This window comes from Curtobacterium sp. 458 (assembly GCF_030406605.1).
GTDB lineage: Bacteria > Actinomycetota > Actinomycetes > Actinomycetales > Microbacteriaceae > Curtobacterium.
Window position 1 is genome coordinate 3052687 of the sequence record NZ_CP129104.1, and the last position, 16765, is coordinate 3069451.

Genomic DNA, 16765 nt, shown 5'->3' on the forward strand with positions numbered 1-16765 from the left:
AAACGCGCGCGTTCCGACACCGCGCACGGTGAACACGACGAAACGCGCGTCGTTCGACGGGTGGGACGTCGGAACGCGCGCGTTTCGTGGGCCAGAAGCCGGGTCAGCCGGTGTTCTGCAGGCCGGCAGCGATGCCGTTCACGGTCAGCAGGAGCAGGCGGTGGTCGCCGTCCGTCGGGTCGGTGCTGCCGCTCGTCCGGATGGACCGGAGCGCCCGGAGCTGCAGGTGCGAGAGCGCGTCCACGTACGGGCTGCGGAGTCGGACGGCGCGGGCGAGGACGGGGCGGTCCTCGAGGACGTCCGCGCCGCCGGAGATCCGCAGCACCCAGGCCCGGGTGCGGCGCATCTCGTCGAGCACGCGTGCGGCGAGGTCGTCGCGGTCCGCCAGCTCGAGGTACCGGCCGGCGATGTACTCGTCGGTCTTCGCGAGCGACATCTCGACGTTCTTGATCATCGCGCCGAAGAGGGGCCACTCGGCGGCGGCACGGCGGAGCACGTCGACGTCCCCGACGGCCTCGAGCGCCGAACCGAGGCCGTACCAGCCGGCGAGGTTGATCCGCGCCTGCGTCCACGAGAACACCCACGGGATGGCGCGGAGGTCCTCGAGGGACTCGACCGACAGCCCGCGACGGGCCGGCCGCGACCCGAGGGGCAGCAGGCCGATCTCCTCCATCGGGGTGACCCGGGCGAACCACGGAGCGAACCCGTCGGCCTTGACCAGGTCGTAGAACGCCTGGCGTGACACGTCGTCGAGCTGCTGCGCGAGGTCGGCGAACTCGGTGGCCGCCGCGGCCGTGCGCTGCTCGTTCGACGGCGAGGACGCGAACAGCGTGGCCGACGCCATCTGCTCGAGGTGCCGTGCGGCGATGTCCTGGTCGCCGTACTGGGCGAAGATGACCTCGCCCTGCTCGGTGAGCTTGAGCCGTCCGTCGATCGACCCCGGCGGCTGCGCGAGGACGGCCTCGTTCGCCGGTCCGCCCCCACGCCCGAGCGATCCGCCACGGCCGTGGAACAGCGTCAGCTCGACGTCGTTCGCCGTGGCCCAGTCGGCGATGCGGGCCTGTGCGTCGTACAGCGCCAGGTTCGCGGACACCGGACCCACGTCCTTCGACGAGTCCGAGTAGCCGAGCATGACCTCGAGGCGACGCCCGGTCGCTGCGAGTCGACGCTGGAACGGCTCGGTGCGGACGGCCTCGTCGAGGATGTCGACGCTCGCGTGCAGGTCGGCGAAGGTCTCGAACAGCGGGATGACGTCGAGCACCGGGGCCGCCTCGGCCGACCCGAGTGCGGCGACCGCGAGCTCGTGGACGTTCGCCAGGTCCGCAGCGGACTGCGTGAAGGACACGATGTACCGGTGTGCGGCACGGACTCCGAAGCGGGCCTGGAGGTCGGCGATGGTCCGGAAGACCGACAGGACCTCCTGGGTCGTGTCGCTCAGGTCGCCGCCCGCGCGGATCTCGGCGAGGGCGGTGCGGTGCACCTGCGAGTGCTGCCGGACCTCGAGCTCGGCGAGGTGGAACCCGAACGTCTCGACCTGCCACACGAGGTTCTGGAGCTCGCCGTTCGCCGGTCGGACGGCACCGGCCGCCACGAGCGACGCCTGGATCGTGCGCAGGTCGGCGAGGAGCTCCTCGGGACTCGCGTAGGCGGTGCGGTCGTCACGGCGACGCGTCGCACGGATGCGGGCGGCCACGAACAGCAGCGCCCGACGGTGCGTCTCGTTCGGCGCGCGGACCCCGATCCGTTCGGCGACGGCGGGGTCGAGGCGCTCCTGCTCGGCGACGAGGGCGGTGAGTCCGGCGTCGGCCGGGGTCTCGCTCGCGTCGAGGGTGAGGGCGCTGCCGATGCGGGTCGCGGCACGGGCGAGGCCGAGCAGGATGTGCTCGGACGCGATCTCGGCGGCCTGCCGGGTGACGTCGGCGGTCACGTGCGGGTTGCCGTCGCGGTCGCCGCCGATCCAGGTGCCGAAGCGCACGAACGCCGGGGCGACCACCGGGGCGCGGCCCGCGTCGTCGCCCTGCAGCCGGTCGTCGAGCAGGCGGTACACCTGCGGGACGATCTCGAAGAGCGTCTGGTCGAACACGCTCATGGCCGTGCGGACCTCGTCGAGCGGGGTCGGCCGGGTGGTCCGGAGCGGCGAGGTCCGGAGGAGCGTGGTGATCTCCTCGAGGAGGCGTCGCTCGTTCTCGGCGCGGGCGGTGGCGTTCCGCGCGCGGTCGCGCTCGTCGATGAGGTCGGTGATGCGTCGGACGGCGGTGGTGACGGCGCGGCGACGGGCCTCGGTCGGGTGCGCGGTGAGGACCGGGTGGAAGCGGAGCCCCTCGAGCCGTGCCGCCGCCTCGTCGGCGCCGACCTGCTCGACGAGCGAACCGTACGTCGCCGGGAACGAGTCGCCGGGGAGACCGCCGTCGTCGCCGCGCTGCCGGAGCACGCGCACGCGGTGGTGCTCCTCGGCGAGGTTCGTGAGGTGGAAGTACGTGGTGAACGCCTGCGCGACGGCCTCGGCCCGCTCGGCGGACATGCCCGCGACGAGTTCCTCGGCCCGCGCTGCCCCGTCGGTGCCGGAGCCCTCGTAGGCCTCGATCACCGCGGCACGCAGGGTCTCCACGTCGCGCAGCAGGTCGTCGCCGCCGACCTCGCGCAGCACCCGCCCGAGCAGGTTGCCGAGGTAGCGGACGTCGGCGCGGAGGTCGCTGTCGACCGCTCCGCTCACGTCGTCCCTGGCGCGTCCGTGACGCGTCTGGCCGTCGATCGCCGTCATGTCGTCCTTTCCGGGTCTGCCGGGGACGAGCCCCGGTATCCCAGCAGCGTATCGGGCTGCCGGGACGGGTGACGACAACCGTCCGGACGGACCAGCAGCAGCGACGACGGCGGCGGGACGGGCCAGCAGCAGCGACGACCGGCATCCGCCACCGCGGCGGCGCGGAGCAGGCAGCACGAGCACCGGGACCGCGGCACGCGGCAGGAGCACCCCTGCAATCGCCGTGCGCCGCGGTCCCGGCGGGTCGGTGGCGCGGGTCAGCCGTGGACGACTCGCGGAGCGGACGCGGGCGTCCGGAGCGCCTCGAGCTCGGCGAGGAGCCGCCGGTCGAGGGCGTGGGCGGTCTCGACCTCGGCGATCACCCGTTCCTGCTCGTCGGCGTCCCACGGCGCCCGGTCGAGCTGCTCGCGGTAGGTGTCACCGAACGCCGCCGGGTCCGCGACCTGCTCGCAGATCCAGAACAGCACGCCGTTCGTCTCGAAACCGAAGCGGTCGCTCAGCACGGTGCCGATCGCCCGACCGCCGGACAGGTCGCCGAGGTAGCGTGTGTAGTGGTGCGCGACGAAGCCGCCCGGCCAGGTGGCGGCGACCTCGTTGAGCCGTCGGACGTACGCGGTCGTCGCCGGCAGCGGGCACACCAGCTCGGGCCAGTCCGGCCCGATGAGGTACTCGAGGTCGGCACGGATCGCGGGCATCCGGGTGAGCTGCGGGGTCACGAACGGCGCCACGACGGGGTGGTCCGCCATCCGCTCGGCAGCGCGCTCGAGGGCGTCGTACACGAAGGCGTACTGGCCAAGGAGGTCCGCGTGGTCCGCCACGTCGCACGTCCCCGCGGCGAGGTCGTGCAGCAGGCCGTCCCCCGTCGCGGAACCGACGGCACGCCGGGTGCGGCGGCGCAGCAGCTCCGAGAACGGCGTGACGGTGGTGTCCATGAGGTAAGGCTAACCTCACCTCCTGGAGAGTCAAGCACCACGCACGCGCAACCGAGAGGAGACTCGTCCCCGATGAGTCCCAAGCCGAACCGCCCCCAGCACGTCTTCGTCGTCGACCGCACCGAGCGGCTGAGCCCCCACATGGTCCGGGTGCACCTCGGCGGCCCCGCCTTCGCCGACTTCGTGGGCGGTGCCGACCCCGACCGGATCGCCGCGACCGACCGCTACGTCAAGCTCCTGCTCGCGAGGCCGGGGCTCGGGCTGGAGCCGCCGTACGACCTCGACGAGCTCCGCGCCGCGCTGCCGAAGGAGGACCGCCCCGCCCGCCGCACCTACACGGTGCGGAGCATCGACCACGCTGCCGGCACCATCGCGATCGACTTCGTGGTGCACGGCGACGACGGCCTCGCCGGGCCCTGGGCGGCCGCGGCGCGACCCGGCGACCGGCTCGCGCTGTCCGGCCCGGGCGGCGGCTACGCGCCGTCCACCGACACGTCGGTCACGCACGTGCTCCTCGGCGACGACAGCGCGCTGCCCGCCATCGGGTCCGCCCTGGAGGCACTGCCCGACGCCGCCACGGGCGTCGCCCTGGTCGAGGTGGCCGGTCCGGCCGACGAGCAGCCGATCGCCCACCCGGCGGGTGTCGACCTTCGTTGGCTGCACCGCGACGCCACCGGCGCCGAGCCGGGCACCCTGCTGCTGGAGGCGGCGCGTTCGCTGCCCCGTCCCTCCCGGCCGGTGCAGGTCTTCGCGCACGGCGAGCGGACCGCGGTGAAGGCGATCCGTCGGCTGCTGCAGGACGACTGGGGGCTCGAGAAGTCCGAGCTGTCGCTGTCGGCGTACTGGGCGCTCGGGCGGGCGGAGGACCGGTTCCAGGAGGAGAAGCGGGAGCCGATCGGCGTGATCTTCGAGGAGTGACAGGGTGCGCAGCGGACGAGCACGACCCGAGGACGTAGCGTCGGCGCCGTGAAGGTGCTGCTGCTCGAGGACGACGTGGAGCTCGGCGCCGCGGTGGTCGACGGCCTGCGCGACGAGGGGTTCGTCGTCGACCACGTGGGGACGCTCCGGGACGCGGACCTCCAGCGTTCCGTGACCCACTACGACTGCCTCGTGCTCGACCGCATGGTCCCCGACGGTGACGCCGTGGCCCTCGTCGACGCGCTGCGACGGGCCGGGGACACCACGCCGACGCTGCTGCTCACCGCGCGGGACCGGGTGTCCGACCGGGTCGCCGGGTTCGAGCACGGCGCGGACGACTACCTCGTCAAGCCGTTCGCGTTCGCGGAGCTGACCGCGCGGATCCGGGCACTCGGGCGTCGGGCGGCGGACCCGGCTCCCCCGGTGCTCCGGGTCGGGGACCTCGAGCTCGACACCGCCCGGCACGAGGTCCACCGCGGCGGAGAGCCGGTGTCGCTCACGGCGAAGGAGTTCACGGTGCTCGAGGTGCTGCTGACCGCGGCCGGGCGGGTGGTCGGCCGGACGGAGCTGCTCGAGCGTGGGTGGGACGAGATGAGCGCGCCGGGCTCGAACGTGGTGGACGTCCTCGTCGGGCAGCTCCGACGCCGGCTCGGGAGCCCGGACCCGATCGAGACCGTCCGGGGTGTCGGCTACCGGGTGACGGGGTGAGCCGGGACCGACGCCGGTCGGACCCGGCACGCCGGCGCATCGCCCGCATCCGGTGGACGACGACGCTCGTGTTCGCCGCCGCGACGGCCGCGTGCCTCGGGGTGCTCGTGGGCGCGGCGCTCCGGATCGACCTCGCGTCGCGCGGCGAGGCGACCGACACCGACCTCCGGCAGCGCGCCGAGACGCTCGCGGACCTCGTCACGTTCGGCGACGACCAGGCGCTCAACCTCGGACCGGTGCAGCAGAGCCACGCCGCCGAGTCCGTGCCGGTGTACGGGTTCGTGACGGACCGGGCGATCGCGTACGCGCAACCCGGGCAGGACGCGCTGCCGTCGGACGCGGTGCTGCGGCGAGCGCTCGCGGACGCCCGGCGAGCCGACGGGCAGGTCGTGACGTTCGTCGCGCCGGAGGCCTCGGCTCCCGACGGCCCCGAGCTGCACTGGGCGGCGGCGACGATCACGGACTTCGGGACCTACGTGGACGGCGGGTACACGGGTGGGATCGCCGTCGCGGGCAAGCCGGTGGCCGCCGCGGTCGGGCACACCCAGCTCCGCAAAGGGTTGTTGCTCGCGGCCGGCGCACTGACGCTCGTGGCCGCGGCGTTCGCGCACGTCGTCGCGGGGATCGCGGTGCGTCCGGCGGTGCGGGGGTTGGAGGCGCAGGAGCAGTTCCTGGTGGAGGCAGCGCACGAGCTCCGCACCCCGCTCGCGACGCTGCGGGTGCTGGCCGAGCGTCGGGCGCCGCCGGAGCAGACCGTGCGGCAGGTGGACCGGCTCGTGGCGTTGACCGAGCGGTTGCTGCTCCGGGCGCGTTCGGCGGGTCCGGCAGTGGTGTCGACGGTGCCGGTGCGGCTCGACCAGGTCGTGGAACGCGCCCTGATCGCCCACGTCGAGGCGGCCGGTCCCGGTGCCGCCGTCGACGCCGACATCGAGCTGCGGACCGAGTCGACGGTGGTGGACGCGGACCCGGAGCTGGTCGAGCGGATCGTGGAGAACCTGCTCGCCAACGCGGAGCGCCACGGGGCTGCGCCGGTCGCGGTCCGGGTCGGGGACGGTGCCCTGCGGGTCGCCGACCGTGGCCCGGGCGTCCCGGCACGGGACCGTCGGCGGGCCCTGCGTCCGGGGGCGACCGGCGGGCTCGGGACGGGGACCGGGTTGGCGATCGTGCAGTGGGCGGCGCGGGCGCAGCGGGCCGAGCTGTCCCTGTTGCCCACCGCCCCGGAGGACGCCGAGCACCCCGGGCTGACCGTGGTCGTGCGGTTCCGGCAGGGTCACGCCCGCGCCTCATCGAAACCTCATGCTCGCGGGCGGAGCGTGGACGCAGGCAGACAGGAAGGAACCTGAGATGACCACCACGACGTGGAAGAGCGCGGCGTTCGCGGGGGCTGCGGGGATCATCGCCCTCGTCGCCCTCGCCGGGTGTGCGAGCGGCGGCGCTGTACAGGCAGAACCGACCACGGGGAGCACGCACAGCGCTGCCGGCGCGGCGTCCGCAACCGAGGCGGGCAGCGCCTCCAGTCCGGCGACCGCGTCCGCGGCGACCGGCGACGACGGGACGTCGTCGGAGGCCGGGTCGCTCCGTTCGGGTGCGTGCACGGCGACGCACCTGCACGGGTCGGTGACCACCGCCGCCGGCGGCGGGAGTGCCGGGCACCAGGCGTACGAGATCGTCTTCCGGAACACGGGCTCGTCGCCGTGCACCCTGCAGGGCTGGCCGGGGGTGTCCTTCGTGGGGAAGGGCAACGGGACGCAGCTCGGGGCGCCGGCGACGTTCGACCGGTCGAGTGCGCACGGGACGGTGACGATCGCGGCCGGGAGCACGGCGCACGCGACGCTGCTCGTGGCGCAGGCGCGGAACTACGAGGACTGCGGGATCACGACGGCGGACGGGTTCCGGGTGTACCCGCCGGGGTCGAAGCAGTCGTTGTTCGTGGACGCGGGGCAGCTGGAGCTGTCGGCGTGCACGGCGTCGGGTGTGGAGCAGTTGCAGGTGCAGGCGGTGCAGCCGGGGGCGTGAGCGGTCGCTCCGCGTCGGTCAGGCCGGGTCCGTCCCGGTCTGACCGACGATGGTGCGCAGGGCGCTCCAGTCGGGCGTCGGGGCATCGGTGTCGACGTCGGCGCGTGCGCCGTCGTGCGCGGCGGCGCGCGCGGCTTCGCGGAGGGCGGCGCGCGCTTCGGCGCGTGCGGCTTCCTGGAGTGCGGCGCGGGCTTCGTCGTGCAGAGCAGCGGCCTGGAGGACCGTGGCCGGGCCGAGCGGGCCGGCCAACGCAGCGAGGGCGCGGGCTGCGGCCGCGTCGGTCGCGGACCCGGACCGGTGGTGCGTGGTCCCGGTGCGACGGTCCTCGACGGCCATCCAGCGTTCGAGCGTGCTCCTGACGACGCCGAGGACGAGGTGCAGGCCGATCAGGTCGGCGCCGCGGCCGAACCGCGTGGCTGCGAGGGCGAGGTCGAAGCGCACGGCGTTGTCCGGCGACGGCTCCGGCAGCCGCACCGTCCCGCCCCGGACCGCGGCGTCGACCCGCCGACCGTCGGCGAGGACGAGCCGCAGGCGCTGCAGGGTGGGGTCCGCGTGGTCCCGGGTGTCCTGCCACGCCCAGGGCGTCCCGTCGAAGAGCTGCCCGGCGTCCGCGTCGCTGGTGAGGTCGAGCTCGACGTCGAGGTCGCTCCACCGGTCGAGGTGATCGGGCGTCGTGACGGACCCGTACGGCCGGACGTCGCGGACGATCGGGACGGCGGTGCGGAGCCGTTCGAGGAGGTGGAGCTGCCAGTGCATGCCCGAACCCTACGAGGGTCGGGAGCGTCTCGGTCGCGGGCCGGGGACGCTGTGTCGTCGGCTCGTGTGAGACTCGCCGGGTGACGAGTTGCTGTGCACCCGGGTGCGACTCCCCCGCGACGGACGCTGCCGCTGCGGTGCCGCTCTGCGGCGTGCACCACGAGGCCGTGATCGACGAGGCCGTGCTCGACGCGGCCGGGGTCGAGGACGTCCTGCCCGGCCCGTGCCTGCTCTGTGGATCGCGGGTCGGCGTCCGCTACCCGAGCGGTGCCGTGTGCGCCGTCTGCGAGTGGCGCTGGGGCGACGTGCCCGACGGCGACCTCGCTCCCCCACGGGTCGACGTCGTGTACTACCTGCGGATGCGGGACGCCTCGGGCGACCGCATCAAGATCGGGACGACCGCGAACCCCCGGCAGCGGCTCGCGGCGATCGCGCACCAGGACCTCCTCACGTTCGAGCGCGGCGACCGCACGGTCGAACGTCGACGGCACGCACAGTTCGCCACGACGCGCTACCCGGGCACCGAGTGGTTCCGGACGACTCCGGAGCTGCTCGCCCACGTCGAGGTGGTCGCTGCCGGCGTCGGAGATCCGTGGGAGCGCCTGGCCCGGTGGCGGAGCGAGGCGCTGGCGCTGCGGGGCTGATCGACATCTGCGGTCAACCGCTCAGGTCTGTCGACGCGATCGGTTCGAGCCGCATTGCGCCGCCGACCTCGCGGTACCGGACGAGGGCGAGGCACGCTCCTCGGAGGTCGCCGAGCGGCGCGTCGCGCGCCGAGTCGACGAACGCGGCGACATGCGATTCCGGCGCGGCTGCGCGGTGCACCGTCAGGGAGACGTGGGCGGTGTCGCGGATGAACGCCGGCGTGGGCGGTTCTCCGCCGTGCAGGGCGGCACCGACCTCGCGCATCCGTCGCCGGACGGCGAGCAGCCGGTCGTCGGCGAAACCCTGTGCGAACACGCCAGCAGCCGAACCGCCGAGGCCGCGGAAGGACACCTGTGGCATCCCTCCACGGAGCGCTTCTCCGGCCGCCACCCAGTAGGCGTCGACGAGTACGGGGTCCACCTCGTCGCGGTACGGCTCGAGGCTGGTGACGGTCATGTGCAGATCGGACGGAGCGACCACGGTCTGTGGGCCGGCCATCCGGTCGGCGAGCGCACCCGTCGCCTCGACGAGTCGTGCGTGCAGCTCCGCACCCGGGAGCACGACGAGGCTGAGCCCCCAGCGGGCATCGCCGTCCACGGGCGGGCGGTCGATCACGAGGTCCCCCGTCTCGTACGAGGAACGCGCACGGGCCCACAACGCGTCGTACCTCGACAGGTACTCGTGCACGGTCATGCGCTCAGCACACCACACCCGTCTCCCGACACGGTACGGTGCGGACGTGTCGACGTCGCCGCTGCCGTTCTCCCCGCTCCCGGTCGTGACCGGCGCGATGCACTACACCCACGGGCCGTCGTCGAGACGGGCGGAGGGCGTGCCGCGAGGTCGGGTCGTGCAGTTCGACCTCACCGACAGTACGGTGTACCCCGGGACGACCAGGACCGTCCGTGTGTTCGTGCCCGCCCAGTACGACGGCTCGGAGCCGGCCGCGCTCATGGTCTTCCAGGACGGTCGGCTGTACCTCGACGATGCCGAGGACATGCGTGCCGGGACCGTCCTCGAGAACCTCGTGCACGAGGGCTCGATGCCCGTCACCGTCGGGGTCTTCGTCGACCCGGGCCAGCCGACGAACCGCAACGCCGAGTACGACCTTGCCGACGACCGCTACGTCACGTTCCTGCTGGACGAGGTACTGCCCGCCGTCGAGCAGCGAACCGGTGTCCGGTTCACCGACGACCCCGCGCGGCGCGCGATCTGCGGCGGTTCGAGCGGCGGCAACTGTGCGTTCACCGCTGCCTGGCACCGACCGGACGCATTCGGTCTCGTGCTCGGCTTCGTGTCCAGCTTCGCCCAGATCCCCGGAGGCGACCCGTACCCCGCACTCATCCGTTCGGCCGAGGACAAGCCGATCCGGGTCTTCCTGGAGGCGAACCGCTTCGACCTGCGACACGACCAGCGGGAGCGGAACTGGTACAGCGAGAACCTGCTGGTCGCCGCCGCCCTCGCCGAACGCGGGTACGACCACCGACTCGTCCTCGGCGACGGTGGTCACAGCCCGAACCACGGCGGGGTGGTCCTGCCTGACGCGCTGCGGTGGCTCTGGCGCTGACGCCGGCTCAGCGGGCGTAGGCGTCGACGAACAACGGCCCGCGCAGGTCCCGCAGGGTGTCCACGAGCTGCTCGATCGTCCGCTTGGAGATGCCGGACACCTGCAGGTCGTACGGTCCGAGCGCCGGGAGCCGACCGGTCCGGATGCGGACGACCTCCCACCCGACGGCGCGGACGGCACGGTCCTTCCGCCGGTCGGTCTCCTGCCGTGGCCCGACGTGTTCGAGACCGTGACGTCCGGTGGAGTCGTACTCGATCGCGACACGGAGCTCCGGCAGCACGATGTCCGGCCAGGCCTCGACGTGGTCGAAGAACGGCCGGTCGAGGCGGATCGCGTTCCGGTCGAAGGTGAAGTCGAAGCGGCCGGAGAGGGCCGCACGGAGCTCGGCCTCGACCGCGGAGGCCGTCGCGGGAGCGCAGACGCTCGTGAACGCCTCACCCGAGGGGACGCGCGGGGTCTTCGGGCAGATCGTGCGCGGTACCGGCGGCCGCCGCTCGCCCGTCCGCCGCGCGCCGCTGCGATCGGGTCGGTTCCGCGACGTCGCGACCGCTCCGGCCGGGACACCCCGAGCAGGTGCGGCGGGCAGGGTCTGCCGACCGGTCAGCCGCACGACCCGCTGGGGTGCGGGGACGGCCGCCGGCCAGTCGGCGGGCAGGACGGGCCACCGCTGCGGCTGTGCCTGCACGGCGCACTCGGGGCACCAGACCGACCGGCGTCGCTCACGGCCCGGCCGTCCGCGCTGCTCGGCGGGGGTGGCGACGAAGACGTGTCCGACGTCGCACTCCCACGTGAGCAGGACCTCGGCCGCCGGCGGGACCTGGGTCAGGACGACGCCGTGGTTCCACTCGGGGTGGTACTGCCTCACGAGCACCGGGTAGGACTCCCACGCGGCGCGGAACTCGCCGACGGCGTACGGCACCGCGACGCCACGCGACCACTGTCGGCGGCGCCACCACGCGTCCACGGGTTCGACCACATCGCCACGGTAGGAGCGACCGCCGACAACCGGTCCTGCACAGCGAGCCCCGGAGCGCAAGCAGTCCATCGGCTCCCTGGCGACCGATGCGCACCCGTGCCAGGGTCGAGAGCGTGTACACCGACATCACCGGCCCCGAGCTCCTCACACACCGCGGGAGCGCCGTCGAACCCGCCGACTTCGACGCCTTCTGGGCGGACACCCTCGCATCCGCACGGCAGCACCCGAGCGCCGTCGAGCTGTCCCGGGTCGACACGGGCCTGTCGACGCTCGACACGTACGACGTGTCGTTCGCCGGCTGGGACGGACAACGCGTCCGCGGCTGGCTGACGGTGCCGGCGGGGACCGCGGCCGACGCGCCGCTGCCGGCGGTGGTCGAGTACATCGGGTACGGCGGCGGGCGTGGGCTCGCGACCGAGCGCCTGTTGTGGGCGTCGGCCGGGTACGCGCACCTCGTGATGGACACGCGCGGCCAGGGTTCCGGGTGGTCCGTGGGCGACACCCCGGACCCGGACGGCACCGGACCCGCAGCTCCCGGCGTGATGACCCGGGGCATCGAGTCCCGCGAGACCTACTACTACCGACGGCTCACAGTCGACGCGGTCCGCGCCGTGGACGCCGTCCGGTCCATCGACCTCGTCGACCCCGAGCGGGTCGCGGTCGTCGGCGTCAGCCAGGGCGGTGGCCTCGCGATCGCGGTCGCCGGGCTCGTCGAGGGGCTGGCCGGGGTGTTCCCGCGGGTGCCGTTCCTGTGCGACTTCCCCCGCGCCTCGGTGATCACCGACGCCGACCCCTACCGTGAGATCGCCCGCTACCTGACGGTGCACCGGGATCGTCGTGACCAGGTGTTCGGCACCCTCGCGTACTTCGACGGCGCGCTGCACGCGGCACGTGCGACGGCTCCGGCGTGGTTCTCGACGGCGCTGATGGACCCGATCTGTCCGCCGTCCACGGTGTACGCGGCCTACAACGCCTACGCCGGCCCGAAGGAGATCACGGTGTGGGAGTACAACGGCCACGAGGGCGGCGGCGCGCACGAGGACACGGCGACGCTCCCGCGGCTCGCGAGCGTGCTGCGCGGCGAGCAGAGCCGAGGGGGAGCGGAGGGGTAGCGGAGGACGCAGCGAGCACGCGCCGCCCGGCGCCCGGCGCCTCAGCGCCCGAGCGCGTTCCGGGCGTAGCCGACGAGGGCGTTGGCGTGACCGTGCCCGAGGCCGTGCTCCTCCTTGAGCCAGGACACGACCTCCATGTGCTGGTGGTCGTCGAGCCGGTCGGCCACCAGGTCCAGCCACTCCTGCACGGGGCGGCCGTACTTCGCCTCGATGCTCGGGAAGTACGACTGCGGCCCCGTCGCCTTCGTACCGACGGCGGGCGGCTCGGGGGCGGTCACTCGGTGTCCGGTCATGCGCTCACGGTAGCGCTGCACACGGCGTCACAGAAGCCCCGCACAGCGCCGGAGTGCGTCACTCGACGTCACGATCGGACCCCCGTGTGACGGTGTGTTCCGTCACGTGCCGGACTGTTTCGACCACCGTTGTCGAGGTGCGATGAGGCCTCCTACGGTCGCCGCATGACCGACACCACCGAGGTCCCCCGCCGGGACGCGACCCGCGTCCACGACGCGACGCCGACCGCGGACGCGACCGGCGAGCACGACGCGACCCGCGTCCACGACGCGGCGGGCACTGCGGACGCGCACCGCGCCTCCAGGCCGGAACGCAGCGGCGACGCGACGGACGACACGCACCGTCCAGCGGACGACGCCCTCACCGCCGCCGGTCGCGCAGCACTCGACCGCCCCGTCGTCCCGCTCCGCCACCCGGTCCGCTGGATCGCCGCCGCCCTCGTCCTCGTCGTGCTCCTCAACTTCGTCGAGACGCTCTTCACGAACGAGCAGTGGGGCTGGCCCGCGGTCGGAAAGTGGTTGTTCAGCCCGGCGATCCTCACGGGCCTGCAGCTGACGCTCGTCGCGACGGCGCTGAGCGCGGTGATCAGCTTCGCGGGCGGTGTCGTCGTCGCCGTCGCCCGGCTGTCGCGGAACCCGGTGCTGTCCGGCCTCGTGTGGGGGTACGTGTGGCTGTTCCGGTCGGTGCCGCTCATCCTCGTGCTCGTGTTCCTCTACAACCTCGGTTCGCTGTACCCGACGATCGGCATCGGCATCCCGTTCGGCCCGCAGTGGAAGGTCCCGACCGCGAACGTCCTCGGTGACCTCGCGATCGGGGTGATCGGCCTCAGCCTCAGCGAGATCGCGTACGCGTCGGAGATCGTCCGCGCCGGGGTGCTCGCCGTCGACCACGGGCAGCTCGAGGCCGCGCAGGCCCTCGGTCTCTCGCGCCGCCGGCAGTTCGTCCGGGTGGTGCTGCCCCAGGCGCTCCGCTCGATCGTGCCGGCGTTCGTGAACCAGATCGTCGGGCTGCTCAAGGCCTCGTCGCTGCTGTTCTACGTGTCGCTGCTCGACCTGTTCGGCGTGGTCCAGAACCTGTCGAGCACCTACCCGACCGACATCATCCCGCTCCTCGTGGTCGCGACGATCTGGTACCTCGCGTTGACGAGCGCCGTGTCGGTCGCCCAGTACTACGTGGAGCGCTGGACGTCACGCGGCTCCGCACGGGCGCTCCCGCCGACGCCGTTCCAGCGGCTGCGTGCCGCGGTGCGGCGGGGCCGGCCTGGAGGCACGGATCGCCGTGCGCAGGCCGCCTCGGCCCGGCGCGTGGTCACGTCCGGAGACAACGACGGGAAGGTCATCTCGTGAGCGCGTCCATCGCCGTCACCGGCGCCGTGAAGTCCTTCGGCGACCTGCGGGTCATCGACGGCATCGACCTGTCGCTCGCCGCCGGCAGCGTCACGGCCGTCCTCGGGCCGTCGGGGTCCGGGAAGTCCACGCTCCTCCGGGCGATCAACCACCTCGAACCGCTCGACCGGGGCGTCGTCACGATCGGCGGGGAGACCGTCGGCGTCCGCCTCCGGACCGGTCGCGACGGCTCGGCACGCTACCGGGAGCTCCCCGAGCGGCAGATCCGGCGCCAGCGGTCGCGGATCGGGTTCGTGTTCCAGCGGTTCGAACTGTTCCCGCACCTGACCGCGCTGGAGAATGTCGCCGAGGGGCCGATCGCCGCCGGGGTGCCCCGCGCGACGGCGCTCGCGCGTGCGCGTGAGCTGTTGGACCGTGTCGGCCTCGGCGACCGCGGGGACGCTCGACCCAGGCAGCTCTCCGGCGGCCAGCAGCAGCGCGTCGCGATCGCCCGGGCGCTCGCCCTCGAGCCGTCGGTCGTGCTCCTCGACGAGCCGACTTCCGCGCTCGACCCGGAGCTCGTCGGCGAGGTGCTCGGTGTGATCCGGTCGCTGGCCGAGTCCGGCACGACGCTCGTGATCGTCACCCACGAGGTCGCCTTCGCCCGCGAGGTCGCCGACCACGTCGTCTTCCTCGACCACGGACGGGTCGTCGAGCAGGGGCCGCCGGCCCAGGTCATCGACGCCCCGCAGCACCCGCGGACCCGCGACTTCCTCGCCCGCGTCCGCTGACGCGGTCCTCCCCTTCCAACCCGTCGCGCACTGACCGCCCTGTCCCGCGCTGACCCCACTCGTCCCGCACTGCCCCGACCCGACCCCAGGAGAACCATGTCCACCACCACGCTCCCCCGCTGGCCGCACCGCGTCGGCGCCCTCGTCCTCGCAGCCGGCTTCGTCGCCGCCCTCGCGGGGTGCTCCGCGAACGCCTCGGCCGACACGTCGAACGCCGACGGCACCGTGACGATCGGCGCGCACGCGAACGGCGCGGCCACCGAGACGAAGCTCACCGTCCAGGAGGACACGAAACTCCACGACGAGCTCCCGGCAGCGGTCAAGCAGTCCGGGAAGCTGACCATCGGCGTCGGTGCACTGCCGTCCGGATTCCCGCCCCTCGCGTTCACGGGCGACGACCAGAAGACGCTGACGGGCTCGGAGCCGGACCTCGGCCGCCTCGTCGCCGCCAAGCTCGGACTCGAGGCCGACGTGCAGAACGCCACGTGGGACAACCTCTTCGTCGGCATCGACAGCGGCAAGTACGACGCCGGCTTCTCGAACATCACCGTCACCGAGCAGCGCAAGGAGAAGTACGACTTCGCGTCCTACCGCCGCGACGAGCTCGCGTTCCAGGTCCTCGCGTCGAAGGCCTGGAAGTTCGACGGAGACCCCTCGGTGCTCGCCGGCAAGACCCTGTCGGTCAGCTCCGGGACGAACCAGGAGAAGATCCTGCTCGAGTGGCAGAAGGAGCTCCAGGCGAAGGGGAAGGACTTCACGATCAAGTACTACCCGGACGGCAACGCGATCAAGCTCGCGCTCGACTCGGGGAAGATCGACGGCTACTTCGGCCCGAACCCGACCATCGCGTACCAGAACACGCAGAGCAAGGGCACCGCGAAGCCGACCACGACCGCGGGCACGTACTCCGGCGCGGGCTCGACGCTCCAGGGGCTCATCGCCGCGACCACCAAGAAGGGCAGCGGGATCGCGAAGCCCGTGGCGGCGGCGATCAACGAGCTCATCGAGGACGGGACGTACGCGAAGTGGCTCACGGCGTACAACCTGTCGAACGAGTCGGTGAAGACCTCCGAGGTCAACCCCGAGGGACTCCCGCTCGACAACAGCTGACCCGCTCGGCGTCACCGCGCCCCCGTCGCCGATCGGTGACGGGGGCGTTGACGTGTGCCACGGACCGCGCGAGCATCGGCCGCATGAGCCTCTTCATCAGCTGCCCGCGATCGCCCCGGACCAGTTCGTCATGCTGAGCTCCCGCGCCGCGTACGCGAGCGTCGGCGGCACCGAGGACCTCGTCGACGACCTCGTCGAACGTGCCGGTGCCGCCGGGGGTCGGATCGGCGACACCGACGAGTACCCGTCCATGTACCAGCGCCAGTTCGACGACCCGGACGGGTACCACTGGTCGCCGTTCTGGATGCACCCCGCCGACGAGCCCGCCTGACTCCCGGGCGGGCTCGGACGCTTCAGGCGTACTCGGGCCGACCGTCGACCCGGTAGGTGCGCGCGACGACGCCGGTGTCGAACACGCGGTGGGACTCGAGCCGGAGGGCGTGGTCGCGACCGGGCAGCGGGAAGAACGGACGTCCCTCGCCGACGAGCACCGGGAACTGCACGAGGTCGATCCGGTCCACCAGGTCCTGCTCGAGCAGCCACCGCGCGAGGGCGACGCTGCCGACCACGAGCAGCTCGCCACCCGGTCGGGCCTTCAGCTCCCGGATCGCGGCCGCGACGTCCCCGGAGAGCACCGTCGTCCCCGCCCACCGAGGCTCGGTGACGGTGTTCGACACGAGGTACTTCGGCTTGTCGCTGATGGCGTCACCGAAGCCGCCGTCGCCGGTGCGGGAACCCCAGTAGGACGCGAAGAGGTCGTAGGTCCGCCGTCCGAGCAGGAACGCGTCCGGACGACGCCACGCCTCGAGGATGTACGCGGCGCCTGCATCGGTCACCCCTTCCGCTCCGGGGCC

17 protein-coding genes and 1 pseudogene are annotated in these 16765 nt (G+C 73.2%); 11 read left to right on the forward strand and 7 right to left on the reverse strand.

From position 1 onward, the window contains the following. Positions 1-103: 103 nt before the first annotated feature. Both QPJ90_RS14760 and QPJ90_RS14765 read right to left on the reverse strand, forming a co-directional pair. Complete coding sequence (locus QPJ90_RS14760; protein WP_290131920.1) at positions 104-2761, reverse strand: phosphoenolpyruvate carboxylase; 2658 nt, start codon at positions 2759-2761, stop codon at positions 104-106. 257 nt (positions 2762-3018) lie between these two features. Then, a complete protein-coding gene (locus QPJ90_RS14765) occupies positions 3019-3693 on the reverse strand; it encodes a biliverdin-producing heme oxygenase (RefSeq protein ID WP_290131921.1) in 675 nt (224 codons plus the stop codon). 72 nt (positions 3694-3765) lie between these two features. Between QPJ90_RS14765 and QPJ90_RS14770 the strand changes: the two genes are divergently transcribed. From QPJ90_RS14770 to QPJ90_RS14785, 4 genes are read left to right on the forward strand one after another with little or no spacing between them, the layout of a single operon-like run. Further along, positions 3766-4611, forward strand: coding sequence for a siderophore-interacting protein (locus QPJ90_RS14770; protein ID WP_290131922.1), 846 nt, complete (start codon positions 3766-3768; stop codon positions 4609-4611). Positions 4612-4659: 48 nt separating this feature from the next. Next, entirely contained in the window at positions 4660-5319 is a 660-nt protein-coding gene (locus tag QPJ90_RS14775; protein ID WP_290131923.1) for a response regulator transcription factor, read from the forward strand. Continuing rightward, positions 5316-6662 carry a HAMP domain-containing sensor histidine kinase gene (locus QPJ90_RS14780; protein ID WP_290131924.1) on the forward strand — a complete coding sequence of 449 codons (1347 nt, stop codon included), beginning with the start codon at positions 5316-5318 and terminating at the stop codon, positions 6660-6662. The genes QPJ90_RS14775 and QPJ90_RS14780 overlap by 4 nt, the downstream gene beginning before the upstream one ends. A gap of 1 nt (position 6663) precedes the next feature. Then, complete coding sequence (locus tag QPJ90_RS14785) at positions 6664-7335, forward strand: DUF4232 domain-containing protein (protein ID WP_290131925.1); 672 nt, start codon at positions 6664-6666, stop codon at positions 7333-7335. An 18-nt stretch (positions 7336-7353) separates the two neighbouring features. On the opposite strand, the gene QPJ90_RS14790 is transcribed toward QPJ90_RS14785, so the two are convergent. Further along, on the reverse strand, positions 7354-8091 hold the full coding sequence (locus QPJ90_RS14790) for a hypothetical protein (protein ID WP_290131926.1): 738 nt from the start codon (positions 8089-8091) through the stop codon (positions 7354-7356). Between the two features lie 80 nt (positions 8092-8171). On the opposite strand from QPJ90_RS14790, the gene QPJ90_RS14795 reads away from it, so the two are divergent. Further along, positions 8172-8735 (forward strand): GIY-YIG nuclease family protein, encoded by a 564-nt coding sequence (locus tag QPJ90_RS14795; RefSeq protein ID WP_290131927.1) that lies wholly within the window; start codon positions 8172-8174, stop codon positions 8733-8735. 13 nt (positions 8736-8748) lie between these two features. Here the strand turns inward: QPJ90_RS14795 and QPJ90_RS14800 are convergent, their stop codons facing one another. After that, positions 8749-9429 carry a hypothetical protein gene (locus QPJ90_RS14800; protein ID WP_290131928.1) on the reverse strand — a complete coding sequence of 227 codons (681 nt, stop codon included), beginning with the start codon at positions 9427-9429 and terminating at the stop codon, positions 8749-8751. Positions 9430-9475: 46 nt separating this feature from the next. Between QPJ90_RS14800 and QPJ90_RS14805 the strand changes: the two genes are divergently transcribed. Then, positions 9476-10303 (forward strand): alpha/beta hydrolase-fold protein, encoded by an 828-nt coding sequence (locus tag QPJ90_RS14805; RefSeq protein ID WP_290131929.1) that lies wholly within the window; start codon positions 9476-9478, stop codon positions 10301-10303. A gap of 7 nt (positions 10304-10310) precedes the next feature. Here the strand turns inward: QPJ90_RS14805 and QPJ90_RS14810 are convergent, their stop codons facing one another. Beyond that, positions 10311-11279, reverse strand: a complete 969-nt coding sequence (locus tag QPJ90_RS14810; protein ID WP_290131930.1) for a hypothetical protein — start codon at positions 11277-11279, stop codon at positions 10311-10313. Positions 11280-11392: 113 nt separating this feature from the next. Here QPJ90_RS14810 and QPJ90_RS14815 point away from each other — a divergent pair, with 113 nt between their 5' ends. Next, on the forward strand, positions 11393-12391 hold the full coding sequence (locus QPJ90_RS14815; protein ID WP_290131931.1) for an acetylxylan esterase: 999 nt from the start codon (positions 11393-11395) through the stop codon (positions 12389-12391). 41 nt (positions 12392-12432) lie between these two features. Here QPJ90_RS14815 and QPJ90_RS14820 read toward each other — a convergent pair whose 3' ends face one another. Beyond that, positions 12433-12684, reverse strand: coding sequence for a DUF4287 domain-containing protein (locus tag QPJ90_RS14820; RefSeq protein WP_290131932.1), 252 nt, complete (start codon positions 12682-12684; stop codon positions 12433-12435). 165 nt (positions 12685-12849) lie between these two features. On the opposite strand from QPJ90_RS14820, the gene QPJ90_RS14825 reads away from it, so the two are divergent. The 4 genes and pseudogenes from QPJ90_RS14825 to QPJ90_RS14840 form a co-directional block, all read left to right on the forward strand. Beyond that, positions 12850-14031 (forward strand): amino acid ABC transporter permease, encoded by a 1182-nt coding sequence (locus tag QPJ90_RS14825; RefSeq protein WP_290131933.1) that lies wholly within the window; start codon positions 12850-12852, stop codon positions 14029-14031. Continuing rightward, positions 14028-14801 (forward strand): amino acid ABC transporter ATP-binding protein, encoded by a 774-nt coding sequence (locus tag QPJ90_RS14830; RefSeq protein ID WP_290131934.1) that lies wholly within the window; start codon positions 14028-14030, stop codon positions 14799-14801. Before QPJ90_RS14825 ends, QPJ90_RS14830 begins: the two co-directional genes overlap by 4 nt. A gap of 96 nt (positions 14802-14897) precedes the next feature. Next, the gene (locus tag QPJ90_RS14835) at positions 14898-15911 is read left to right on the forward strand and encodes a transporter substrate-binding domain-containing protein (protein ID WP_290131935.1); all 1014 of its coding nucleotides are present in this window, start codon (positions 14898-14900) and stop codon (positions 15909-15911) included. A 95-nt stretch (positions 15912-16006) separates the two neighbouring features. Then, positions 16007-16242: pseudogene (locus QPJ90_RS14840) on the forward strand (hypothetical protein); the annotation flags it as partial. A gap of 22 nt (positions 16243-16264) precedes the next feature. Here the strand turns inward: QPJ90_RS14840 and QPJ90_RS14845 are convergent. After that, complete coding sequence (locus QPJ90_RS14845; RefSeq protein WP_290131936.1) at positions 16265-16747, reverse strand: dihydrofolate reductase family protein; 483 nt, start codon at positions 16745-16747, stop codon at positions 16265-16267. Between the last annotated feature and the right edge of the window lie 18 nt (positions 16748-16765).

Coding starts and splice junctions, on each gene's coding strand:
- QPJ90_RS14760 (WP_290131920.1), bottom strand. CDS start 2,761: ATGACGGCGATCGACGGCCAGACGCGTCACGGACGCGCCAGGGACGAC.
- QPJ90_RS14765 (WP_290131921.1), bottom strand. CDS start 3,693: ATGGACACCACCGTCACGCCGTTCTCGGAGCTGCTGCGCCGCCGCACC.
- QPJ90_RS14770 (WP_290131922.1), top strand. CDS start 3,766: ATGAGTCCCAAGCCGAACCGCCCCCAGCACGTCTTCGTCGTCGACCGC.
- QPJ90_RS14785 (WP_290131925.1), top strand. CDS start 6,664: ATGACCACCACGACGTGGAAGAGCGCGGCGTTCGCGGGGGCTGCGGGG.
- QPJ90_RS14790 (WP_290131926.1), bottom strand. CDS start 8,091: ATGCACTGGCAGCTCCACCTCCTCGAACGGCTCCGCACCGCCGTCCCG.
- QPJ90_RS14800 (WP_290131928.1), bottom strand. CDS start 9,429: ATGACCGTGCACGAGTACCTGTCGAGGTACGACGCGTTGTGGGCCCGT.
- QPJ90_RS14820 (WP_290131932.1), bottom strand. CDS start 12,684: ATGACCGGACACCGAGTGACCGCCCCCGAGCCGCCCGCCGTCGGTACG.
- QPJ90_RS14825 (WP_290131933.1), top strand. CDS start 12,850: ATGACCGACACCACCGAGGTCCCCCGCCGGGACGCGACCCGCGTCCAC.
- QPJ90_RS14835 (WP_290131935.1), top strand. CDS start 14,898: ATGTCCACCACCACGCTCCCCCGCTGGCCGCACCGCGTCGGCGCCCTC.